We start from the raw sequence: 24,109 nt of genomic DNA on the forward strand, positions 1-24,109 counted from the left end.
CCGGGCGGTCGCAATCGCCGTCGATTCCGTGCGCTGCCTGTTCTTTTGGCCGAAAGATGGAACCCCCGGATGGCAGCTGTGCTCAACAGCTTATAGGCCCTGCGGTAGTGGGCCTGCCGATATCTGGAGGTCGCCATGTCCGCACCTTTCGTCAAGCTGTTCTTCACATGGACGGATATCCGCAAGGAAGAACAAGCGCATCCACGGCACTATCTTGCGCATTTGATTGGCTGACGACCCAGGCCCATGAGTTTCATCGCCTGGGTCGCCGTGCTGGGGGCCGTGCTGCTGACGCTGGCGCTGACCTCTTCCTACCTGCGCTGGATGCCGGTCACCACCTCGGCCGTGTGCCTGGTCCTGGGCCTGGTCATCGGTCCGGCGGGCCTGGGCTGGCTCAGGCTGGACATCAGGGATGCGGCCAACTGGATGGAGCACCTGACTGAAGTCGCGGTGCTGTTTTCCCTGTTCGTGTGTGGCCTCAAACTGCGCTTGCCGCTCAAGGATCCCAATTGGCGGGTGGCCTTCGGCCTCGCCGGTCCGGTCATGCTCTTGAGCATCGCCGGTGTCTGTGTATTGCTGCACCACGGGTTCGGCCTGGCATGGGGCCCGTCCCTGCTGATCGGGGCGATTCTGGCCCCCACTGACCCGGTACTGGCCACACTGGTGCAGGTCAATGATGCGAGGGATGACGACACCGTGCGTTTCGCACTTTCAGGCGAAGCGGGGCTCAACGACGGCATCGCGTTTCCCTTTGTCATTTTCGGCATGCTGCTTGTACAACAAGTCCCGGACACATCCGCCGCCTGGCTGGATGAATGGGTGCTCAAGCGCCTGTTTTGGGCAGTGCCGGCGGGACTTTCGATCGGTTACTGCATGGGCCGGGGGATCGGCCGCCTGACGCTGTCGATGCGTATCCGCAACGCCGACAGCACTTTCTCCCCCAACGATTACCTGACATTTGCCCTGATCGCCCTCGCCTATGTCGCGGCCGAGTCGGTGCATGGCTACGGTTTTCTGTCAGTATTCGCCGCCGGGTTGGGCTTGCGCCATGCCGAAGTGAAATCCACGGGGCACTGGCAGCCGCCGGCCGAGCATTTGGTTCAACCGGTGGTGGGTCACCAGAATCTGGAGCCCGATGCGGCCGTGCATGGCGACGTGGAGCATCTGGATGACACGCAGGTTGCCGCCGGGATCATGATTGGCGACATGCTGTCATTCGGCAGCCTGGTCGAACGGGCCATGGAAGTCTTCCTGGTGACCCTGCTCGGGGTGGTTCTGGTCGGGCATTGGGACTGGCGTGCGCTGGGCCTGGCCCTGGTGTTGTTCTGCGTCATACGGCCGTTGAGTGTCGGCCTGTTGCCATGGGGGCGGTTGCTCGATGGCCGGCAACGTTTGTTGATCGGCTGGTTCGGGATTCGCGGCATCGGGAGTTTCTACTACCTTTTCTACGCCTTGAACCACAACCTGCCCTCAGGTGTGCTCGGCCTATGCACCGATCTCACGCTGTCGGTGGTGGCACTGAGCATTCTGCTGCACGGCATCAGCACCCAGCCGATGCTCGCGCGCCATGAACAGTACCGCCGCCAACTCACTTCATTGCCGAGGCGATGATTTCCAGAAGGCCGGACTGGGTAAAGGGTTTGGACAGGCGCGGAAGTCCGACGGCAAATCCTTCCAGGCGCTCGGCATAACCGGTGGCGAGGATGATCGGCAGGGTCGGCTGCAGGATTCGGATGGCCTGTGCCAGTTGTGCGCCATTCATTTGCGGCATGGCCATGTCGGTAATCACCAGATCGAAGTGTTGCGCGCTTTCGATCAATTGCAATGCACGGGCCCCCGACTCGGCGACGATGACCCGATGGCCAAGGTCTTCGAGCAACAGGCAGGTGCTGGTCAGGACCAGGCTGTCGTCGTCGACCACCAGCACATTCAGGGGCGATACCTGCGCAGGCTGTTGTTCGGTGACGGTCGGGCCGACCCCAAGGGCGGCGTTGGCGACAGGTAACCAGAGTTCGGCAGTCGTGCCTTGGCCTTTTTCACTCTTGAGGGCGAATCGCCCTCCCATCTGTTCGATGAAACCATGCACCATCGACAGCCCCAGGCCAGTCCCCTTGCCGACGCCCTTGGTGGTGAAAAACGGCTCCATCGCCGACGCCAGCGTGGCGCTGTCCATGCCCTCACCGGTATCGGTGACCGTCAGGCAGACGTAATGCCCCGGTGCAAGGGATGACTGGGGCTGGTCGATGACGACCTCGGAGCGGGTACCGAAAACGATCTTTCCGCCATTGGGCATCGCATCGCGCGCATTGGTCGCCAGATTGAGCACCGCCAGCTCCAGCTGATTGACATCGGCCAGTACCGGTTCGGGCGCGGGCACGAAGCGGGTCTCGATTTTCACCGAAGGTCCAAGGGAGCTGCGCAACAGGCCGGTGATGCCCTGCACCAGTGCCGGTATATCGACAGGTTCGGCTTTCAACTCCTGTCGCCTGGCAAACGCCAGCATGCGTTGGGTCAGGGTCACGCCACGCAGTGCCCCCTGGGTGGCGTTGTCCAGTAGGCGGGTCATGCGCGGATCGTCGCTCATGCGTTTGCGGACAATTTCCAGGTTGCCGAGGATGACCGTCAGCAAATTGTTGAAGTCATGGGCGATACCGCCACTGAGCTGACCGATGGCCTGCATCTTCTGCGCCTGGAACAGCGCTTCGCGGGTATGTTCTAGGTCCAGCTGCGCCTGTGTGGCTTCGGTGATGTCACGGGTGATCTTGGCGAAGCCCAGCAATCTGCCGGTATCGCCCCAGATCGGGTCCACCACCACGTGGGCAAAGAACCGCGTACCGTCCTTGCGCTGGCGCCACGCCCTGTTTTCAAAGCGTCCCTCCCGCACCGCAATGTCTAGCGTACGCAGCGGCTCGCCGGCTTCACGATCCTCGGGGGTGTAGAACAGGGAAAAATGCTTGCCGATGATTTCCTCGGGCGTGTAGCCCTTGATGCGTTGCGCTCCGGCGTTCCAGTTGGTGACCCGCCCGTCCGGGGCAAGCATGTAGATGGCGTAGTCCGTCACGCTTTGTACCAGCAGACGAAATTGCTGTTCGCTCTGCTTGAGCGTTTCCTCGGCCATTTTCCGGTCGGTCAGGTCACGGGTAATCTTGGCGAACCCCAGCAGTTTGCCCGACGGGTCATGTATCGGGTCGATCACCACATGGCACCAGAAACGCGTGCCATCCTTGCGCACTCGCCACCCCTCGCCTTCAAAACGCCCTTCGCGCAGGGCCGTATCCAGTGCCTTTTGCGGCAAACCGGCCTGGCGATCTTCTTTGGTGTAGAAACGCGAGAAATGATGACCGAGGATTTCAGCTTCCTCATACCCTTTGAAGCGCCTGGCCCCGGCATTCCAACTGGAAATGATGCCGTCGGGGTCGATCATGTAGATCGCATAATCGACCACCGCATCGATCAGCAGGCGAAAGCGCGTTTCGTCACCCACATCCACCTTGCTTCGATCCTCACTCATTGGGTTCTCGCGCCATGGAAGGTTTTCTGGAGTATGCGACAAACTGCCGATTTGGAAAGCCGATCCGTCGGCAGTTTGCTCGTGCCTGCTTCAGCGGTACAGGTATCTGGCAATGTAGGTATGCAAGTCGTTATAGACAAAAGCGGGAACCTGTTCGGCATGTATCCCGGCCTTGAGCAGTGCCAGATGACATTCCTTGATCATCTCGTCGCGCTCCTGTTCGGCATGGACAGGGCGCTGGATGATGTGACCAAAGGCGCTGCATGAGTATGGCGTGTCGGTCGAAACGGCGGTGAGTTTGCCCTTGTCGTCCGGTTTGTAGCTGCTATGGGCCCGCAAGGTGCGCTCCTTCAAGACACCCAGGCCGCGCTCGTAGAGGGAAAGTCGTGAGCCGGCGCAGGTCTCGGCAAGGGTCTGGAAAGCGCGAACAATGGCCATCGCATTGTTCATGCTCGATTGCAGTGCCGAATAACTGACAAATCGCTCCAGTTCCTGGTGTTCGAGGCTTTTCAAGCCTCTTTTGATACTCGACAGGTGTGCGAATGGCAAGTTGCATGCCACGACATGGGCCTCGAGCTGGTAGCCGGAAGCGAACGTCGCAATCCCGGCAAACTCAATGCTGTCGAATGCGCACTCCATGATGATGTTGAGTCGACGGCCTAGCACCTCGGTGAAGATTCTTGCACTGAGTTCCCGGACAAACGCTTCGGTGTGCTCGTAGGCGTGCAAGACGCCAAACTGGATCATCTCGTCGTACTTTGGGTGTTTTTTCCGGTATTCGGGCAAGTACAGGCGAACATGGTTTGAGAAACGCCCTGAAGGCAACAGATGTTTTTCCAGCAGATAGGTTTTGCCGCTGCCTTGCAACCCGGCAGTAACCAGTAGCTTGGGTGGGGTTTCGGCGGTTTTTCCGCTCAACAGCGAGGCCGTGATTTCTTCGAACGCCTTGCTCACGTCCGCTTCGGTGTAGGGATATTGCACTGTTTCTGGCATGCCTTGATGTCCTTATCAAAGAGGGCTTGAACCGGTAACCGGCCTCCTCAATAAAAGGTGTTTTCGCCAGGCTTTCAATCAGGCGATTGCTTCAAGGCATATCGAAGTTGCCCAAGGTAAAAGAACCTACACCGCGCAAGGAGAATGCATCGCCGAAATGGACCACCAGCCAGGTAACAACTGCCTGACCTTGTGTTCACCGAAGCGGTCATCGATCAGCATCACCACCCCTTGGTCCTGCTGGGTACGAATCACCCGCCCTGCGGCCTGCACCACTTTTTGCACACCGGGAAACAGGTAGGTGTAGTCATAACCGGCGCCGAAAATCGCCCCCATGCGCCGTTTCAATTGCTCATTGACCGGATTGAGTTGCGCCAGGCCCAGGGTCGCGATGAATGCGCCGATAAGCCTGGCGCCGGGCAGGTCGATGCCTTCGCCGAATACGCCGCCCAGTACGGCAAAGCCGATGCCCTTGCCGCTTTCGCAAAACCGATCGAGAAATTGCTGGCGTTGCTCTTCGCCCATGCCCCGCGATTGCGTCCAGAGATCGATCTGCGGATGGCGTTCGCCGAGCGACTGCGCCACCTGCTGCAGGTATTCGAAGCTGCTGAAGAACGCCAGGTAGTTGCCGGGACGTTGGCGGAACTGGCCGGCCATCAATTCGACAATCGGCGCTACGGACGCCTGGCGATGGGCAAAGCGCGTGGAAATCCGGTCGACGATATGCACTTGCAACTGCCCGGGATCAAAGGGCGATTCGACATCGATGAACACGGTGTTCGCCGGCGTTCCCAACAGATCGGCGTAGTAATGCCGCGGGCTAAGGGTCGCCGAAAACAGCACCGTACTGCGTGCCGCCGCCAGGCGCGGCCCGATGAAACCGGCAGGTACTACGTTGCGCAGGCACAGCTGCGAGAGGTTTCGTTTTCGACCCACTTCGCGCTTGCTGATATCGAACAGGAAATGCTCGTCGAAGCTTTCGGCCACGCGGCAAAAATGCAGCAAGTCGAAATAAAGGTTTTGCAGCGCGTTATCCAGCCCTTGAGGATGGTCATTGAGGTAGTCACCGATACTGGCGCAGGTGGAGGAAAAAGCCTGCAGCAACTTTTGCGGCGCTTTGTCGTAAGCCTGATAGTCGCTTTGTTGCTGATTGTGCAAGGTGTTCCATTCACGGTTGATCCGCTGAAGCTGCTTTTTCAATACATCGGGCGCCGTTTTTCGTACCGCTTGCACAGACGCCTGGTCGACGCTGGCGCTGTACATCTGCCGGCCACGCTCCACCAGATTGTGCGCTTCGTCCACCAGTACCGCGACGTTCCACTGATTGGCCTGGGCCAGGCCGAAAAGCAATGCACCGAAGTCGAAGTAGTAGTTGTAATCGGCGACCACGACATCGGCCCAACGCGCCATTTCCTGGCTCAGGTAGTACGGACACACCCCATGCTCCTGCGCGACCCGGCGCAGCGTCTGCTGGTTCAGCAAGGTCAGCTCGCTGGCGGCCTGGCGGGCCGCCGGCAAACGGTCGTAGAAGCCCTTGGCCAGCGGGCAGGACTCGCCGTGGCAAGCCTTGTCCGGATGTTCGCAGGCCTTGTCCCGGGCAATCATTTCCAGCACCCGCAAGGGCGGCGCATCGGCCTGCCGGACAATGACCTGTGCCGCGTCCAGCGCCAGTTGGCGACCTGGCGTCTTGGCCGTGAGGAAAAACACCTTGTCCAGCTGCTGCGGCGCCAATGCCTTGAGCATCGGAAACAGGGTGCCCACGGTCTTGCCGATGCCCGTCGGTGCCTGGGCCATCAGGCAACGGCCCGTGCTGACGGCCTTGTACACCGACTCGGCCAGGTGCCGTTGTCCCGGTCGAAAAGCGCTGTGGGGAAACGCCAGATGCTCTGCGGCGCGGTTGCGCGTTTGACGATGGGCCATTTCCTGCTCGGCCCATTGCAGAAAGTGCGCGCACTGCTGCTCGAAGAACCGCTGCAATTGCATGGCGCTGAAGCACTCGACCAGGCAGGTTTCCTTTTCGCTGACAATGTCGAAGTACACCAGCGCCAGATTGATCTGCGCCAGGTTCAGCTTGCGGCACATCAGCCAACCGTAGATTTTGGCCTGTGCCCAGTGCAGTTGCCGGTGATTGGCCGGCTGTTTGCTCAGGTCGCCCCGGTAGGTCTTGACTTCCTCCAGGCAGTTTTGCGCCGGATCGTAGCCATCGGCCCGCCCCTTGACGGTCAGCTTGCCATGGGAGCCTTCGAGGGCGACTTCACTCTGGTAGCCCTCACTGCGCCGGGAGGCCACCGTACGGTGCCCGACGATCCCCTCAAGCGCGGTCGGCGACGGTGTGAAGCGCAAGTCGAGGTCGCCGGTCTTGGCGGTGAATTCACACAACGCCCGTACCGCGATGCTGTAACTCATGCCCCCTGCTCCGCCCATTGTACGTAGCACACGGCAACCGGCATGCCGTGCTCATGACAGAACTCCAGCCAGCGCAACTGGTTATCCTGCAGGCGGTCTCCCGGCCCCTTGACCTCGATCATGCGATAGGTCTTTTGCTCGGGCCAGAACTGGATAAGGTCCGGCATGCCGGCGCGGTTGGCCTTGATGTCCAGCAGCAGGCGATCGAACCAGTGCTTGAGGTGTTCGGCCGGCAAGCAGTCCAGCGCCTGCTCAAGCAACGCCTCATCGAGCACATTCCAGAAAACGAAGGGCGATTGCACACCCCATTTCTCGACGTAGCGTTCACGGATCGTCTGACGATAACGGCCGTCGTCCAGTTGCGTCAGACAATGCTTGAACAGGTCTGCCCGACGCTCATGGAAATCTTCGTTGTACAAGTCCATCGGGCCGCGCTGGAACGGGTGAAAGAACGCCCCGGGCAGCGGTGCGAAGATGGCCGGCCAGCAGAGCAGGCCGAACAGTGAGTTGATCAGGCCGTTTTCGACGTAATGCACCGGCGCTGAGGCGTCTGACAGGTGCGCCTGAACGTATTGCTCCACCGACATCAGTGGTTCGCTTCGGGGCAGTTGCAGGTCCAGGCGCATCATTGGCCGCGGTGACAAACGCTTGAGCGGCGGGCCACCCATTTTGCGCCGAAGCCTGGGCAATATGCGCAATAGTTGTTGTTGCTCGGCGGCACTCTGTGGCGATTGCTCGACCCGGGTGGCCATGTCCAGGGCCTGCTCATAGTCCCCGCAACGTTCCAGCACGCGTATCAAGCGCATCCGTGCGCCGGGGTAGGCACACTGGCGATAAAGGCTCAGCGCCGTAGAGAAGTCCGCGATGCGTTCGCAGAACTGGGCCATCTGGTACAGCAGCTTTTCCCGGCGTCGTTGCAGCCAGGGATTGATCAGCGTCACCCCGTTGATCTGATCGACGATCCCGGCCACCGGCTCACCCATTTCGAAGCGCTGCTGGCATTGGTGAAGGAACAGGCAGGCATCGACGTCCTCACGGCAGCACAGGCCTCGGGAATCAGCCTGCAAGTCGACTTTTTCGTAGGTATAGATGCCGAGATCGGCCAAGACGAACTCCGACCAATCCTGATACAGGTTGCCGAAAAACATCAGGCGCAGCCGATCACACAAGTCCATGATGGTCAGGCTGAACAAACGGTCTTCGAGCGACGGACACCAGTCATTGAAACGGCGGGCCAGGGGAAATTGCTCGCTCAGGGCAGGCAGCCAATCGGACTTTTTCCCCTTGGGTTGATCGATGGAGCCCCCCAGGCATTGAACGATTTCGGCCTTGAGCAGGACCTCGAACAGGGTTTCGATCGACAGCGGCTGTTGTTCGTTGATCCAGCCCAGTGCCAGAAGCGGTTCGGCAGCTTGGGCAATGTCACCGATTTCAGCGTAATGCAGCTTGGCGACCCTGAAGTGAATCCCCTTGCGCATGACCATCCTGATCAGCAGTCCCTGGGAGGGCCGTGGCAGGCCCTTGAAGTCATGGATGAATCGCTGCTCTTCGACGCTCAGCACATCGGCATAACGAAGCTCAAGCCAGTCAATGACTTGCATGAAGTTGTTGAGGTAATAGAAAGGATCGTCGAGGGGGTTTGCAGTCACTGGAAATTGGCCATGGCGAGCGAGTACTGGTTATGCGTACAGATACCAGCAACCCCCTGCCCGGCGCAATCGGAAAAGGATGGGCGGGACCGCCCCGCAGCCATTTTCGCCGGCGCATCGAACTTTCCGGTGATCCAGGGCATCAACCTCGATAGACGAGCTGTCGCGGCAGCGATAGCAGCATTGTTTTCAACAAGTGAGGTGGTGATGAACATCAAGACTCTGGGATTGCCTGTGGCACTGGCGGCCTGTGTGGCATTGGCAGGCTGCTCGACACCCACGGTGGTGACCCTGCACAACGGCACCCAGTATTTGACCAGGGACATGCCGAAAACCAGAACGAAAGACGGCTTCTTCGAGTTCGAGGATATTTCCGGGGCGAAGGTGAAAGTCAGGGCCGACGACGTGGCGACGATTCGCAAGGAAGACTGAAACAGCCGTGTCAGCGCTGCCACAAATCATGCGCCAACATGGCAAGCACGCTCCGGCCGATTGTGCCCCAATAAAAAGCAAGTCATCGCTTGTTATTGGGGCACGTTAATTATGATTGCAGCCTTGAGAAAATTGTTTCCTGGCTATTGAGGATCCCGATTTGCTGTAAGGCGTCATTGATGGTGCCCCACATTCCGAGATCTTGTGCCGTTGTCTTGCCATCCAGGCTTCGACGCAGTGAAAGCAGCACATTCAATCGACTCACCGCCAGCTCATCTGAGGTCGTTCCTTTGTCAATGATGCGCTGGGCGGCAATATTGGTCTGTTCCTCAACGTACGCACGCAGGTCTGATTTGTTCACGTTGACTCTCCCTCGAAACGTGGTGTTTGGAGGCTTTACCTTACAAAGGTCGTCAATATCCGGCTACTGTCAAACATGACAGTCCCACCAAGCACAAACAAACAGCTGAAACCTGGGAATACATGAGGTTGATCGCTAGCTACCCGTACGAATCTTGTTCCAAACCCGCGTGCGAACCCGATCGATGTTCAGTGGCATCGCTTCCAGGGCGAACAATTTGCCCATCATTTCCGGGCTCGGGTACACCTTGGTGTCGTTCTTGATCGCCGGATCGATCAGGCTGTCGGCCTGCTCGTTGCCGTTGGCGTAATGCACGTAATTGCTGATGCCGGCCATCACATCCGGGCTCAACAGGTAGTTCATGAAGGCATAGCCGGCCTTTTCGTCCGGGGCATCGGCGGGCATGGCGACCATGTCGAACCAGATCGCAGCACCTTCCCTGGGGATCGCATAGCCGATTTCGATGCCGTTGTTGGCTTCCTTGGCACGGTTTTCCGCTTGCAGGATGTCGCCGGAGAACCCGACGGCCACGCAAATGTCGCCGTTGGCCAGGTCGCTGGTGTATTTGGATGAATGGAAATAGCTGACGTACGGCCGCACTTTCATCAGCAGTTCTTCGGCCTTTTTGTAATCCTGCGGGTTCTTGCTGTGGTGCGGCAGCCCCAGGTAGTTCAGTGCGGCGGGCAGCAGCTCCGGTCCATTGTCGAGGATCGCCACGCCGCATTTTTGCAGTTTCTGCATATTCTCGGGTTTGAAGATCAGGTCCCAGGAGTCCACGGGTGCGTTATCGCCGAGCACGGCCTTGACCTTGGCAATGTTGTAGCCGATGCCGGTGCTGCCCCACAGGTACGGAAAGCCATGCTCGTTGCCCGGATCGTTGGTTTGCAAGGCCTTGAGCAGTACCGGATTGAGATTCTTCCAGTTGGGCAATTGGCTCTTGTCGAGCTTTTTCAACGCCCCGCCTTCGATCTGCCGCGCCATGAAGTGGTTGGAGGGGAACACCACGTCGTAACCGGATTTTCCGGTCATGAGCTTGCCATCGAGGGTTTCGTTGCTGTCGTAGACGTCGTAGGTGAAGGCGATGCCCGTCTGTTTCTGAAAGTTCTTCGCAGTGTCCGGCGCGATGTAGTCCGACCAGTTGTAGATCTTGACGGTGTCGGCCGCCTGACTGATGGAAGCGACCAGCATCAGGGGCGCAAGTGTCAGTGTCTTTCGGAGCATGAGGCGATTCCTGTTTGGGCTGTTTTCTTTTTTGTTGGCGTACTGGCAGGTAATCAAAGGTGCGGCATCAGAAAATCAGGACGTAGCTCTTGCGCACGGTTTCCTGGATATCCCAGATGCCGAGGGTATTTGCCGGCAGCATCAGTGCGTCGCCGGCCTGGATGTGCAATGTTTCGCCGTCGTCCGGGGTGAAGGTGCAGCGACCCTGGATGAAGTGACAGAACTCCTGGGCGACGATCTGTCGCCGCCAGCGGCCAGGCGTGCACTCCCAAACGCCGGTTTCGACGCCGTCGTCGCGCTCGACACTGGTGGTTGAAGCCACTGCCACCGGTGACCCCAACGGCACGGCGACCGGGTTCGACTCTTGCAGTTGCAAGGTGGCTGTGTTCTTGAATTGCGTGATGCTCATGGGAAATTCCTGTTGCGGATGCTTTTTTGATAAAAAACGCGTTGTTTACTGCATGAAACCTTCCATGAATCCGGCCACCCCGCTGGCGAGTTTGCGCCGCCAGGGCGCGGTGGCCGGGTTGGCCAGGGTCTGGTCTTCATGGACGAAGCTGCGGATGATCGCGTTGTAGCCCAACCAGCGGCAGGGTTCGGGCTCCCAGGCTTTGAGCGCATTGATCTGCCCCTGAGGGATAACCCAGGGCTGGTGTACGCGCTCGGTGTCGCGCGCAAGGATCAGGTCGGCCAGGGTTCGTCCGCCGAGGTGGCTGGCACCGACACCCTCCCCGCCATAACCGCCGGACAAGGCGATGCCGCTGGCCCGGTCGCAAAGCATGTGCGGTTTGAATCGCCGGGACATGCCCAGGTTGCCACCCCAGCCATGGGTGATCTGCACATGTTTGAGCTGCGGGAAAAGCTCACCGAACAGGTATCGCCGCAGCTCGACTTCGCTGGCGGTCAGGTCGAACGCGTGCCGCAACCGTCCGGCGAACCGGTAGCCACCCCGTGCGCCAAAAATCAGCCGGTTATCCGCCGTGCGCTGACCGTATGTCACCTGGCGACTGCTTTCGCCGAAGGCCTGGCCGCCATCGAGACCGATCTCGTCCCAAGTGGCTGCGGACAATGGTTCGGTGGCGACGATCAGGCTTTGTACCGGCAGCTGATAACGTCCCAGCGGCGGCAGCGAGACCCCGTAACCCTCGACGGCAGGCACTATCCAGCGACTGCGCACCGAAGCCTGCGTCGTGCGCAGACTGCCGGACTGCCAATGGGTGACCGGGCTGTTTTCGTATATCCTGACGCCCATCCGCTCCACCGTACGCGCCAGGCCACGGACCAGTTTGGCCGGGTGCACGGTCGCCACGTGCGGCGCATAGATACCGCCGTAGGGCTTGGCGATGCGGATCTGTTGCGTCAGTTGCTGTGGACTGAGCCAGCGGTAATCGTTTTCGTCCAGACCCTGGCTGTACAGCTTGTCCAGGTAATGGCGCAGGCTGGCTTCCTGTTCCGGATAACGGGCAGCGCAGTACAAGACCCCGCCCTTGCGGTAATCGCAGTCGATGCCCTCACGTTCAAGGACCATCCGCACGTCATCGGGGATGTTGTGCAACAAGTCATAGGACGCCCGGCGCTGCACGGGTGACAGGTCGGCCAGGAGCCGATCCTCTCCCAACAGATTGCCCATCAACCAGCCGCCATTGCGGCCGGACGCACCAAAACCGGCAGTCTGTGCCTCGATGACGGCGATATTAAGCTGCGGCGCCTCAAGCTTGAGGTAGTACGCGGTCCACAGCCCGGTATAGCCGGCACCGATGATTGCCACGTCCACATCCAGATCCTGTTCCAGCGCCGGGCGCGCCAGTAACGGCTCGTCGAGTTGGTCCATCCACAAGCTGATAGTGCGCCACGCCGACATGCAAGACTCCGCCACTCAAATTTCAGTGGCGTCGATCCTAGTGCGAGGGCTCAGAGGTTGTCTTGCGCGCGTGCACGCAAAGAAATTTGCTTGGCATATGCCTTTGGCGAAAGGCCGGTGTGCTGACGGAAACAGCTGTAAAACGCCGACAGGGAGTTGAAACCGGCGGCAAACGCCAGCTCGTCGATGCGCAGCGGCGTCGCGGCCTTGTCCAACGCAGCCAGCAAGTGTTGCAGGCGCGCCTGGTTGACATAGCGATAGAAGCTCTGGCCCAGCACCTGATTGAGCAAATAGGAAATCTGATTGCGGCTGTAGCCACACTCTTTCGCCACCCGCTGCAAGTCCAGCTCAGGATCGAGATAGGGTTGCTGGCGTTGAAAATACTGCTGCAGGTCGTCGGCCATGAAACCCAACTGGCGCGGTGACAGGCCGAGCCGACTGACAGCCGGGCGTTGGGCTGTCCCGGTTTTGCGGACCGGCTGCTCGTGCACCAGCGAGGCATACTCGTTGACTCGCCAGATCAACCCGTCACGTACCGTGATCGCTTCACTGGCGCGAAACGACACCAGGCCCTCTCCACCACGCAACGTGATGCGGTACTGAATGAATGCAGTGTCGCCGTCCAGACGAATGCGGTCGGAATGCTCAAGTGCTTCATCCGGATCGCGGGGCATGCTGCTGCGCACATACTCGCGCAGCTCTTCAAGGCCCATTACGCGATTCTGGAAGAAATCGTTGTACTGGACATCGGGGTGGTACAACGCCATGACCCCGTCCAGGTCACGATGTTTCCAGCGCAAGTGATAACGCATGACCGTCTCGCCCGTGGCCTGGGTTTGCAGCGGTCCATCATCCTCGGCGTACATAGGTGTCTCGACGAAAAAAACCGAGCTTGCCCAAGTTTGTCCCCGGCTTCAATGCTTGACCGGTGCAGGTCTGCCGGATGACACCCCGGCCCCCGCGACCTGAATCAAAAAAAGCCCGGCAATCGCCAAACAGCCTGAGAAAAAAACATTCTTTTCACATTCAGATGCTACTTTTAAAAACTGTCATCGGTGGAACCATTGAAGGTTCCTCCCTCCTACCCTGAGCTAAAGGAAGCGCTCATTGAAGCAGGCGGGCAACATATGAATAGTGAGTTCAGTAATAGAGCCTTCAGCAATAGAGAGTTCACCAAGGTCACCTTTCCAAACGCCTGCCAATTGATGCGCTGGCATTTTCATCCCATGGGTTTCGAGGCCAGCATGGATGCCCCGGACAGCATGATTGCCCGACTGTTCGACCGGGCCACGGGCGAGACCATGATCGCCATCGCGGGTATTCCTTGTGCGACAGTCATGAATGCCGCCGACGTCGAACGAATCATCGAAGCCGTGGAGGATGAACTGGAAGCGTTCATTCCCCCGTTGGCCCTGAGAAGTTATGCCTGAAAGAAAGTACACACCCATGAAAAAGCCCACGCGATGTGGGCTTTTTCATGGGTGCAATCCGTGCATCACACCGAGGCCCTGGCCTGCCGGTGATCGGCGAAGAATGCCTTGCCCTTGATGATGCGATCGGACGCCTTGGGCATGCCCGGTGCCTGGGTATCCTGGCCATCGACATACCAGTAGCAATGATGCACGGCGCGAGTGATCCCCACATAAGCCAGACGCAGGATTTCATCTTTTTGCGCGTTGTCGTACGGCTCGCTGTCTCCAGCCTTGCCCAGACCCGCCATGCGGTACACCTGGTTCTTGTAGGGCGAACTGGTCAGGTGCTGACAATCGCCAAGCAGGAACACCGCATCGGCTTGCAGGCCCTTGGCACTGTGATAGGTCAGTTGTTTCAGGCGTCGAGCCTCGTGCGGCAAGCTCGAATCTACATTAATTACTGACTGAATATGCTCTTCTATCAATGACTTATCGCTACTTTTTCGATACAGCATCAAGATCGAATCACCCCGACGGTAGTGTTCGATCAGGCGCCGGGCCATCCCTTGATCATCCCGGTCCAACACCTGGACCGGCTGCAAATCCTTCGGCTCGCCACTGGCCCTGGCCTTTTTACCGGCAATGGCCGGGGCGGCGCGGACGATGTGCTCGGCGGCGTCGATAATGTGCTGGTGACTGCGATAGTTATCACTGAGCATGACCCTGGTGGTGCTTGGCGACGAGAACTCCTTGTTGAACTCCATGAAATAGCTTGGAGAACTGCCGCGCCAGCCGTATATCGATTGCCAGTCATCCCCGACGCACAGCAATGACGAACGCTGGGCACCCCGCCCCACATGCATGGCTGGGCCGCGACTGCGGATCTCGGTCAGGCTTGCGCGGATCCAGGAGACAATCTGCGGCGAAACATCCTGAAATTCGTCGATCATCAAGTGCGAAAGCGGTCGAAGCAATTCATCGCTGAGCAGCTTGAGATTTTCCGGTGAGTGTTCGCTGAACAAGGCAAACATCCGGTTGTAGGTCATGATCGGTGGTTTCTGATCCAGCAGATGATCTTCCAGAGCCCGCCAATACAGACTCAGGGCTTCGAAAAAAAAGCGGTCCGGATCATCTTTGGCAAAGCTCATGCGGCTGACGGCGTCAGGTACATCCAGGCCCAGGTTCTCGATAAAACCTGCCGCCGCCACAAAACAGTCCAGCAAGGGGGCCGAGGCCAACTCGCCCTTGACCTTGTAATCGAAACCGGGACCTGCACTGGCATCGCCAGCCAATGACGCCAAAACACGCTTCGACTGTTCGTAATTATCCAACCATATCAATGACTTACGACAGAAAGCTTGAAACAGGGTGCGTTTTACGGCCCACTCGGCGCGCACAGTAAGTTTCGCATTGGCACGTGTGACCTGCGAATTTTCCCTGGAATCGAAGCCCAGCATCACCCAGGCGTCCAGTGACGCAATGTAGCCATGGCAATGGAACGTCGAGCCGTTGATATCGAAGGCCTGGCGCTTGGGCTCGATGCCTTTGATCGGCCATGCTCCGGCGCGAACCCACAGGTCCTCGATGGCGTCACACAATTCCTCATCGCGCCTGGCGGCCAATTCCGTCACGGCCATGCGCTTTTGCACGTCCGGATGGTCGCGTTCCAGCTCCTTGAGCTGCAAGGCGTGGCGCGACAATGGCTTGATCAGTTCGCGAAAGCGTTCATCGCGGGTGTGCAAGGCGTGGTAACAGGCGTTGAGCTGCTGGCGCTGGGCGTCGTTTATACGCAAGTCGAACGGGTTGCTGTCCCCTTCGATGTCCTGTGGGCGCAGGCTGAGGTTCTCGAACGCCTGCAAGCGTTCGAATCCCGGCAGACTGCGAACCATCGGCAGAATTCGCGAATGGAAGGTGCGTACCAGATCCTGGGCTTCCTTCTGGCTCAGCGGTCGCCCCCAAAGCGTGAACAACTCCATCAGCTTGTTGATGAAGTCCTTGCGCGACTCACGGGTGAACGTCACCACGGTCATGGAGCTCAATTCGAAACCCAGGTATTGCGTCATCAGCAGGATACGCAGGACGAGCGTCGTCGATTTGCCAGCACCGGCGCCGGCAACCACCGATGTCGAAGGTGTGTCGCTGAAAATCATCTTCCATTGCGCTGCGCTGGGTTGCGCATGCGCCGGCAGCAACCTTGCAACGTCGGCCTTCATGCGTTTTTTCAGTTCGGCACTCAGAGGCAGGCGCCAGTCATCGAACAGATGATCGTCGATACCCGGCGGTCGATGCTCGGTACTGCGGCAATCGCGGATCAGCAGGACTTGCCGGCCTTCTTCCAGCCCTTCGAGCCGGCCTTCGTTATAGCCGTACTCGACTCCGGCCGTATGCCCGCTACGAAAGCCGTCGGCCTGACCGTGCAGCCAGGACGCGCGGTGCTGTGCCCGTAGTCGCGTCAGGCCATGGCCGAAGAAGCGGGCGGCCAGGCGCTTGAGCAGCGGCATCTCGGCCAGTGGGCGAAGTTCCGGGGGAAGATCAGGGGTGTGTTGCGACACGCGAACGGACTCCAGAGTGTGAGGCTGTTGAGGACTATGGTGGCTTCATTTACTGCCGAGTTCTAGTGAAATGCTTATGACTCATTGGCTTATGCATGAAAGTGAAGGTTGGATGAGAATATGGAGACAAGATCGACATCAAGAATTTCGATAATGATGAGGCATTTTTTACGCTTTTTATCGATTGTTGGCTCAAGGATGATGACCGTCATCAACCAACGGTCTCGCTTCGTGGCCCCGGCGCTGCGCCCCATGACGAACCAATCGAGGAGACGATCATGCTAGAACTCAGACCTTTCAAATCGCTCGGTGGTGCTCACCATGGCTGGTTGGATGCCCATCACCATTTTTCGTTCGCCGAATACCACGATCCCAAACGCATGAACTGGGGCAACCTGAGGGTGTGGAACGATGACGTGATCGCCCCCGGCACCGGTTTCCCGCAGCACCCGCATCGAGACATGGAGATCATCACCTATGTGCGTGAAGGTGCCATTTCCCACCAGGACAACCTGGGCAACAAGGGCCGCACCGAAGCCGGTGATGTTCAGGTCATGAGTGCCGGCACCGGCATCGCTCACAGTGAATACAACCTGGAAGCCACGCCGACCAAGATCTTCCAGATCTGGATCATCCCCAACCAGTCCGGTCTGGCCCCGTCCTGGGGTGCGAAGCCTTTCCCCAAAGGCGAGCGCGAAGGGTTCGTGACCCTGGCCAGCGGCAAGGCGGGCGACGACCAAAGTCTGCGCATCCGGGCCGATGCCCGGCTGGTGGCGGCGAACCTCAAGGCTGGCGAAAGCGCTGAATACCATCTGGACAGCGGTCGTCGTGCGTATCTGGTGCCAGCTACAGGTGTGATTGAAGTCAATGGCTTGCGCGCACAAGCTCGAGACGGTATTGCGGTGGCGCAGGAACAGGTATTGCGCGTGACCGCCATCGAGGACAGCGAAATCGTCCTGGTGGATCTGGCTTGACCACCTGAGCGGGACAAAAAAAGGGGCGACCATGATGGTCGCCCCTTTTTTGATTCTCAGGCCCCTCGATTTCGTAGGAGCCAGGCTTGCCGGCGAAGGCGTTCTCGAAGATGCCACACGACGTCAGGCCGTCATCGCTGGCAAGCCAGCTCCCACAGGTACGCGACACCAGTCCTCAAGGAGCCGGTTGCCGGCAAACCCCGCCTATCATTTGCCGGAAATGGCACCATCCACCAACGTCTGGGCCTCTGCCACCAATTGCTTCAAGTGCGCGTCGCTGACGAAGCTCTCGGCGTAGATCTTGTAGATGTCCTCGGTGCCGGATGGACGCGCCGCGAACCAGCCGTTCTCGGTCATGACCTTCAGGCCGCCAATGGCCTGGTCGTTGCCCGGCGCATGACTGAGGATGCTCTGGATCGTTTCCCCCGCCAGCTCAGTCGAGGTGACTTGTGCCGGGGACAGCTTGCTCAACAGGGCTTTCTGTTGCGGATTCGCCTTGGCGTCGACGCGTACCGAGAACGGCTCGCCCAGCTCATCGGTCAATGCACGATACGCCTGGCTTGGATCGCGCCCTGTACGGGCCGTCATTTCGGCTGCCAACAGCGCCGGGATCAGGCCATCCTTGTCGGTACTCCATACACCGCCGTCCTTGCGCAGGAACGATGCACCGGCGCTTTCCTCACCGCCAAAGCCCAGGGAACCGTCGAACAGGCCGTCGGCGAACCACTTGAAGCCGACCGGCACTTCGTACAGGCGACGACCCAGGCGCCTGGCCACGCGATCGATCAGGCCGCTGCTGACCACGGTCTTGCCCACGGCCGCATCGGCGCGCCAGTGCGGGCGGTTCTGGAACAGGTAGTCGATCGATACCGCCAGATAATTGTTAGGCGCCAGAAGACCGCCGGACGGCGTAACAATGCCATGGCGGTCATGGTCCGGGTCGCAGGCAAACGCCACGTCGAACCGCTCCTTGAGTCCGATCAGGCCCTGCATGGCATGGGTGGACGACGGGTCCATGCGAATCTGGCCATCCCAATCGACGGTCATGAAACGGAAGGTCGAATCCACTTCCTTGTTCACCACGTCCAGGTCGAGGCGGTAATGCTCGGCAATCGCCGACCAGTAGCGAACCCCTGCTCCGCCCAGCGGATCGACGCCCAGGCGCAGTTTGGCGTTGCGGATCGCGTCGAAGTCGATCACGTTGATCAAGTCCGCGACATAGGTGTTCACGTAATCATGGCGATGAGTCGTGCCGGCCTTCAGAGCCTGCTCATAGCTGATGCGCTTGACGCCGGCCAGTTTGTTGGCCAGCAGTTCGTTGGCCTTGGCTTCGATCCACTTGGTGATGTGGGTGTCGGCTGGGCCACCGTTGGTCGGGTTGTATTTGTAGCCACCGCTCTGCGGTGGGTTGTGGGATGGCGTAATGACGATGCCGTCCGCCAGGCCCGAGGTACGTCCGCGGTTGTAGCAGAGAATCGCATGGGAAACGGCCGGGGTCGGGGTGTATTCGTCGCCCTCGGCAATCATGACCGTCACACCGTTGGCGGCCAGTACTTCCAGGGCGCTGGCGCCGGCCGGCGTGGACAACGCATGGGTGTCGATACCGACGAACAGCGGACCGTCGATGCCCTGGGCCTCGCGGTACAGGCAGATGGCCTGGCTGATCGCCAGCACATGCCATTCATTGAAACTCAGTTCGAAGGAGCTGCCTCGGTGCCCGGACGTGCCAAAGGCCACGCGCTGGGTCGGGATAGCGGCATCAGGCTGGCCGGTGTAATAGGCCGTTACCAGTCGCGGGATATCGACCAACAATTCTGCCGGTGCCGGTTTGCCCGCAAAATGACTGAGTGTCATGCAAAACCTCTGGAATAGAGTGGTTCAGGAGTTGGAACGCAGTTTACTGGCAGTTTGACCGCAATGCGACGTTATCGATCCCTTCGGGTATCCGCACGATTTTTGACACCTGGGGCAACGTTGCTCAGGCCATCGATTCCTGACGCAACGCATCCCCCAACAAGGCCACGGCACTGGCCAGATCAGGATCCCCGCCAATGCTGTGACTCAGGCGCAGGTGCCGGGAATGAAGGCCCTGGAGACTGAACAGCTCTCCAGGTGCGATCACCACTTGCTGTTTGAGCAGCAACTGGTACACCCGCCGCACATCGACCCGGCGCAATGGGCGCACCCAGACAGTCCCCCCTCCTTGCGGCTCGACGAACTGCAAGGCATCGCCAAGCCGCTCGCCCAGCAACCGGGTCATTCGCAGCTTGCCATCCCTGAGCTTGCGCCTTAGTAACAGCAAGTGCTGGTCCATGCGGCCATTGCTGTAAAAACGGGCGATGGCCTTCTGGCGAATCGGCGACAGGCGAAAGGCACGCAACAAGAAGTGTCGCTGCCATTCATTGCTCAGTTGGCGCGCAAGCAGGTAACCATAGGGCGCTTCCGAGCCGATGATTTTCTCGAATGAGGAAAACACTATCAGCCTTTCCGGGGCGAGCAGGCTGCGGAACCGGAGGCCGTCGGGTTCGAAACCCAGTTCACCGTAGCAGTCGTTTTCCAGCACCCAGCAGTCATACCGCTGCAGCAACGTTGCAACGCTTTGCCGATTATCGTCCGGCGCCCGGCTGCCGCGGGGCATGTTCAGATCGGAAGAGACCATCACCAGCCGCACCCGTTCGGTTTCCAGCAACACCTTCAGATGCTCCTGGTCCAGGCTGCCATCGGCTGTGAGCGGCCACTCAATCACCCGAACGTTCGCTGCCTGCAACAGGCGCAGTATGGCCCAGTCGCAAGGCGATTCGAGCACAACCGTCGCGTCCTTGAGATTCAAGACCGCGATCAGTATTTCCAGGACACTGCGAAGATCAGCACCTATATAGACGTCTTCGGCGTTCCAACAGCGCACCGGTGACGTGGTGTAACGCGCCGCCAGCGCCATACGCAATTCCAGCTCGCCACAAGGCTGTGAATCGGGTTGCGGTGGGCGTGGATACTGACGCAGCAATTCCCTCTCGAGCAGCAACAACGGACTGTCGATCGATTGCAACAATGCTGGCTCATCGCTGCTCAGAACCAGCATGCCCGGGCGGCGCGCATTGATGCAGACGCTTTCGAGCAGGTCCTTGCCATGGTAGAGCGCACCACTGGCCGGCGATGGCACGGCGTAGTAACCGGACTTGGCCACCGAATACACACGCCCTTCTTTCTCCAGTAATGAATAAGCGTACTGAATGGTCGAGATCGACACGTTCAGGCGTTCGGCCAACTGGCGCAACGACGGCAGGCGCACGCGCTTGTCGCTGGTGGCTTCTCCGATCAGGCTGATCAGATAGCGGTAGACCGCCCGGTAGGCAAAATCGGTTTCGCGTGTGGCCTTCATGGCAAAGAACCGTGGGTGTGACAACTCTGACCACTTGCATCCCGGGCAATCACTGTCAGCGCCCTGTCGACCATTCATCTGCAAGGGAAGAGTCGTGGCCTGCGACTTCAGTTGCCAGCCCCGGCTCTTCCAGCGCCGAGAAGGCCTGTGCCCCCTCCTCCGTCGTTAGCGGCGCCATGCTGTATAGCCTGCCCATGAGACTCACCGGCAGTCCGCTGACCTCGACCATCCATTGCACGATCTGATCCGCAACCGGATGCCCTTGCAACGCCCGGTGCAATTCCGGCATTGCCACGAGCATGCCCGGGTGGCATTGGCGCAGGAAATGCTCAAGGTTCGCGGCCTTGTCGCCGAAAGGTGCAAACAGCAGGCATACCAACTGGGCCTCGCTCAGGCCAAGGCAGCGCTGTGCTTCGCTCGCTGCCCGTTCACGATGGCCGGCGAGCAGTGCCTGGTCGCCAAGAATCTCTGCAGCCTGTACGCACAGGCGCTCGGGAACCTGCTTGCGGCGCATCATCACCAGGACACGCTGCAGGTATTGGCAAACGCCGGCCTCGTAGGCGAGCCCCTGTACGAAACAGGCTTGCAGGCCCCATAGATGCGCCGAAACCGGGAGGCTGACATAGTCGTTCTCACTGAACAGTGTCGCCAACTCCTCGGCCTGAAAACCAAGAAATTCGGTCAGCAACGGCCAACGTTCCTCCAACGGGCAAACCAGTATGTCGTGGACATCGATCAGCGTTGTGCGACGACAGGTTTCAAATTGTCCGGCCGGGCGCCATGGCGACGACGCCTCCTCGGTGTAAAACCGTTGAAAACTGCCACTGCCCAACTCGTCGAGCAACGTGAACAATCCCGCATATCCCGGTTCATGGTGGTTCGCGAACTTGAGTCCTGCCTTGCTGGCCGCGCGCTTCAACCTTTCGATGAAATGATTCTGCTGGCGAGGTGTATCACTGGTGACAAGGGCATCGACACCATGATTCCAACGGGTGATTTGTCCATGGAATTCACCGGTAGCCAGGTAGCCATCGTCCCATGGGTCCAGCGGCCCGTCCCAGACCCGGCGATGCCCCAGCATCAGCAGATTCGTCCGATTGCATTCGTACCCGGCCGCGGAAATCGGCGCGACAGGGTCAAACGCCAGCACCTCCCTGTTATCGACCATCAGGACTTCAACCCTGGGGTCGTCATAGAGAAACAAGGCGCTGTAGCTGCGATGGATGTTCTGCAACGCACCCGGGAGACTGCCATTAAGACGCAGGGTTGCCACCCGCAAGCGAAAGGTCGTTGGCCAGCGGCTGGCGATGGTCAATTGCGCGGCTCGCAACAATGCCAGGGTGTAACAGCTGTCACGGGAGCCTGACTGGATCGCCAGCACTTTGTAGTTGCCGATCAAATCCATGCCGCCGGCGGCCACGCCCAGGCGTTGAATCAATAATTGCAGCGCCGTGCGTTCGGCACGGGAAAAGAAACCCAGCAATCGCTGCAGCACTTGCTGATAGACATTGTTCATCGCTTGATCGTGAATGCTGGTCATCTTTGTTTACCTGATATTCGTATGTTCGATAATGCACAAGCATCTGCACGCACAGCGCAGGAAGTGGCCTGAATCGGATCTGGAAGTTGGATGTATTGCCAAAGACTAGCACTTAAGTTTTCAGCGCTACATTTGCCCAAGCGTGCCAACGGCAATGTGTGGCGCATGCACGAAAGGCCGGAAAGGCCCGGTCCTCGGGGGTTGTAGCGATAGCCATCGACATCCTAGGAAATGTCCGACAACATCCCACAGACACTTAAGACAGAAAATAAAGAAATAAACGGCCCAACTCTGACCGACAACGTTCGGACGATTCACTGTTTGCCGTTGATATAAAGATAATGCGAATTGAAAAGTATCGGCCTGATACCCGCCCATGACTCATTCCTTGAGATGAAAGTAATCATTCAATTATCAGGGCTTAGTTGCTGATTAGAAGCTACAGATCGAGAGCAAAAACCAGTTCAGTTTGCGGGCGGCCCTTTCCCGGAGCTGGCGAGAAGTCGCCCATGAGCAGGGCTGAAAACAAAAGAGTCCGTGGGTACGGACTCTTTCATGGTTTTAGGCGCTGTTTGCGGGGCTCAGGCCGGCTCGACCTGCAAGGCGACTCTCTCGCGGCATGGGCATTCGTCCATATAACGATGAGCTTCAATAAACTCGGCAAACGGGAAGATCCGGGTCTTGAGCGGCAGCAGAACGCGATCGGCAGTCAACTGGTTGATGTCGCGCAGGGCTCGTTGCAGTGCAACCTGGTCCTGGATGATGCCCAGCTCCGGCTTGCCGGTGAAGTTGCCGATGCAGTGCACGAAAAACTGAATGTTCTTCTGGAACGCTGCGCAGGCCGGAAATGGCGTCTGGTTGCCACCTTGCAGACCGTACAGTACCAGGCTGCCACGCGGTGCCAGCACATCGCCGAGCATTGACATCTGTGGCCCGCCCAGACCATCGAACACCACATCCACACCGCGGTTGTCGGTGATCTTGTTGATCCGCATCAGCAGATCTTCTTCCTCGGTGACAATGACCTTCTCGGCACCCAGCGATAGCAGGTATTCACGTTCCTCGGCTGTCTTGGTGGCGGCAATCACTCGCACGCCCAGGGCCTTGCCCAATTGCACGAAGGAAGGACCGGCACAATGGCTGGCGTCGGTCACCAGCGCAAATTGCCCGGGCTTGACCCGCGCCAGATCCACATAGGCGAAATAGGCGACCAGCAGTGGCGTGTAATGCACGCTGGCCTGGACAGGGCTGAGTACATCCGGATACCGGGTCAATGCCGAGCGCGGCAATACGATCTGCTCACCGTAAACCGGATAGTCATTCGGGCTCTCGGCCGGAAAACTGGCGACCTTGTCACCGACCGCCAGATCGTCGACGCCTTCTCCGACAGCGGTGACGATACCGGCCATTTCATGGCCAAGGCCCGAAGGCAGGCGAGCGTGCGACGACGCCAGGTTTTGACGCCAGAGAATGTCGTACCAACTGATGCCAATGGCTTCGACGCGAACCTGCACTTCACCGGGTGCAGGCAGAGCCGCCGCATGCTCTTCGCATTTGAGCACCTCGGCTGGACCAAATTTGTGAAAACGGATCGTGCGGGACATCGCAAACCTCGCCAAATAAACCTCTAATGCCATGAACTCTAGCTGGGCTTTTAACCCAACACTATCAGTGGCTATTAATAGTCGACATGCCTGTCATTGATTCCGCAGCAGCGCAAATTTCATCAAGAGTCGTAAGGAAACCGACGCGGCCTTTGTGGGAAAACTGAATTACCCGGTGCAGAGTACCAGCCTTTGCCCTTAATATTCCTGCTGG

Annotated in this window: 19 protein-coding genes; 4 read left to right on the forward strand and 15 right to left on the reverse strand. The window is 58.9% G+C overall.

Going from position 1 to position 24,109, the window contains the following annotated elements; translation table 11 throughout:
* Window positions 1-246: 246 nt before the first annotated feature.
* Window positions 247-1,611, forward strand: coding sequence for a cation:proton antiporter (locus ACQKP2_RS03690; protein ID WP_427574431.1), 1,365 nt, complete (start codon window positions 247-249; stop codon window positions 1,609-1,611).
* On the opposite strand, the gene ACQKP2_RS03695 is transcribed toward ACQKP2_RS03690, so the two are convergent.
* The 5 genes from ACQKP2_RS03695 to ACQKP2_RS03715 form a co-directional block, all read right to left on the reverse strand.
* Window positions 1,589-3,511, reverse strand: a complete 1,923-nt coding sequence (locus tag ACQKP2_RS03695) for a PAS domain S-box protein (RefSeq protein ID WP_427574433.1) — start codon at window positions 3,509-3,511, stop codon at window positions 1,589-1,591. The genes ACQKP2_RS03690 and ACQKP2_RS03695 overlap by 23 nt on opposite strands.
* Window positions 3,512-3,601: 90 nt before the next feature.
* Window positions 3,602-4,504 (reverse strand): zeta toxin family protein, encoded by a 903-nt coding sequence (locus tag ACQKP2_RS03700; RefSeq protein WP_427574435.1) that lies wholly within the window; start codon window positions 4,502-4,504, stop codon window positions 3,602-3,604.
* Window positions 4,505-4,630: 126 nt separating this feature from the next.
* The gene (locus ACQKP2_RS03705; protein WP_427574436.1) at window positions 4,631-6,910 is read right to left on the reverse strand and encodes an ATP-dependent DNA helicase; all 2,280 of its coding nucleotides are present in this window, start codon (window positions 6,908-6,910) and stop codon (window positions 4,631-4,633) included.
* On the reverse strand, window positions 6,907-8,511 hold the full coding sequence (locus ACQKP2_RS03710; protein ID WP_427574526.1) for a VRR-NUC domain-containing protein: 1,605 nt from the start codon (window positions 8,509-8,511) through the stop codon (window positions 6,907-6,909). Before ACQKP2_RS03710 ends, ACQKP2_RS03705 begins: the two co-directional genes overlap by 4 nt.
* A gap of 44 nt (window positions 8,512-8,555) precedes the next feature.
* Entirely contained in the window at window positions 8,556-8,774 is a 219-nt protein-coding gene (locus ACQKP2_RS03715) for a hypothetical protein (RefSeq protein ID WP_427574437.1), read from the reverse strand.
* Here ACQKP2_RS03715 and ACQKP2_RS03720 point away from each other — a divergent pair.
* Window positions 8,767-8,991, forward strand: a complete 225-nt coding sequence (locus ACQKP2_RS03720) for a YgdI/YgdR family lipoprotein (RefSeq protein ID WP_427574439.1) — start codon at window positions 8,767-8,769, stop codon at window positions 8,989-8,991. The genes ACQKP2_RS03715 and ACQKP2_RS03720 overlap by 8 nt on opposite strands.
* A 109-nt stretch (window positions 8,992-9,100) precedes the next feature.
* On the opposite strand, the gene ACQKP2_RS03725 is transcribed toward ACQKP2_RS03720, so the two are convergent.
* The 5 genes from ACQKP2_RS03725 to ACQKP2_RS03745 form a co-directional block, all read right to left on the reverse strand.
* Complete coding sequence (locus tag ACQKP2_RS03725; protein WP_427574440.1) at window positions 9,101-9,352, reverse strand: hypothetical protein; 252 nt, start codon at window positions 9,350-9,352, stop codon at window positions 9,101-9,103.
* Window positions 9,353-9,487: 135 nt separating this feature from the next.
* Complete coding sequence (locus ACQKP2_RS03730) at window positions 9,488-10,573, reverse strand: polyamine ABC transporter substrate-binding protein (RefSeq protein WP_427574442.1); 1,086 nt, start codon at window positions 10,571-10,573, stop codon at window positions 9,488-9,490.
* Window positions 10,574-10,640: 67 nt separating this feature from the next.
* On the reverse strand, window positions 10,641-10,982 hold the full coding sequence (locus ACQKP2_RS03735; RefSeq protein WP_427574444.1) for a cupin domain-containing protein: 342 nt from the start codon (window positions 10,980-10,982) through the stop codon (window positions 10,641-10,643).
* A gap of 45 nt (window positions 10,983-11,027) precedes the next feature.
* Complete coding sequence (locus ACQKP2_RS03740; protein WP_427574446.1) at window positions 11,028-12,434, reverse strand: NAD(P)/FAD-dependent oxidoreductase; 1,407 nt, start codon at window positions 12,432-12,434, stop codon at window positions 11,028-11,030.
* A gap of 50 nt (window positions 12,435-12,484) precedes the next feature.
* Window positions 12,485-13,300, reverse strand: coding sequence for a helix-turn-helix domain-containing protein (locus ACQKP2_RS03745; protein ID WP_427574448.1), 816 nt, complete (start codon window positions 13,298-13,300; stop codon window positions 12,485-12,487).
* A gap of 261 nt (window positions 13,301-13,561) precedes the next feature.
* Here ACQKP2_RS03745 and ACQKP2_RS03750 point away from each other — a divergent pair, with 261 nt between their 5' ends.
* Window positions 13,562-13,864, forward strand: coding sequence for a DUF1652 domain-containing protein (locus ACQKP2_RS03750; protein WP_427574450.1), 303 nt, complete (start codon window positions 13,562-13,564; stop codon window positions 13,862-13,864).
* 65 nt (window positions 13,865-13,929) lie between these two features.
* Here ACQKP2_RS03750 and ACQKP2_RS03755 read toward each other — a convergent pair whose 3' ends face one another.
* Window positions 13,930-16,398, reverse strand: a complete 2,469-nt coding sequence (locus ACQKP2_RS03755; protein ID WP_427574452.1) for a UvrD-helicase domain-containing protein — start codon at window positions 16,396-16,398, stop codon at window positions 13,930-13,932.
* Between the two features lie 278 nt (window positions 16,399-16,676).
* Here ACQKP2_RS03755 and ACQKP2_RS03760 point away from each other — a divergent pair, with 278 nt between their 5' ends.
* A complete protein-coding gene (locus ACQKP2_RS03760) occupies window positions 16,677-17,372 on the forward strand; it encodes a pirin family protein (protein ID WP_427574454.1) in 696 nt (231 codons plus the stop codon).
* A 207-nt stretch (window positions 17,373-17,579) separates the two neighbouring features.
* Here the strand turns inward: ACQKP2_RS03760 and pgm are convergent, their stop codons facing one another.
* From pgm to ACQKP2_RS03780, 4 genes are all read right to left on the reverse strand, one after another.
* Window positions 17,580-19,226 (reverse strand): phosphoglucomutase (alpha-D-glucose-1,6-bisphosphate-dependent), encoded by a 1,647-nt coding sequence (gene pgm, locus ACQKP2_RS03765; RefSeq protein ID WP_427574456.1) that lies wholly within the window; start codon window positions 19,224-19,226, stop codon window positions 17,580-17,582.
* 124 nt (window positions 19,227-19,350) lie between these two features.
* Window positions 19,351-20,751: a PLP-dependent aminotransferase family protein gene (locus ACQKP2_RS03770; RefSeq protein WP_427574458.1), complete on the reverse strand. Its 1,401-nt coding sequence runs from the start codon at window positions 20,749-20,751 to the stop codon at window positions 19,351-19,353.
* Window positions 20,752-20,806: 55 nt separating this feature from the next.
* Window positions 20,807-22,291, reverse strand: coding sequence for a hypothetical protein (locus tag ACQKP2_RS03775; RefSeq protein ID WP_427574459.1), 1,485 nt, complete (start codon window positions 22,289-22,291; stop codon window positions 20,807-20,809).
* A 581-nt stretch (window positions 22,292-22,872) separates the two neighbouring features.
* Window positions 22,873-23,895 (reverse strand): zinc-dependent alcohol dehydrogenase family protein, encoded by a 1,023-nt coding sequence (locus tag ACQKP2_RS03780; RefSeq protein WP_427574461.1) that lies wholly within the window; start codon window positions 23,893-23,895, stop codon window positions 22,873-22,875.
* Window positions 23,896-24,109: the final 214 nt, after the last annotated feature.

Origin of the sequence: Pseudomonas sp. NPDC089569 (assembly GCF_050280625.1) — a bacterium.
GTDB lineage: Bacteria > Pseudomonadota > Gammaproteobacteria > Pseudomonadales > Pseudomonadaceae > Aquipseudomonas.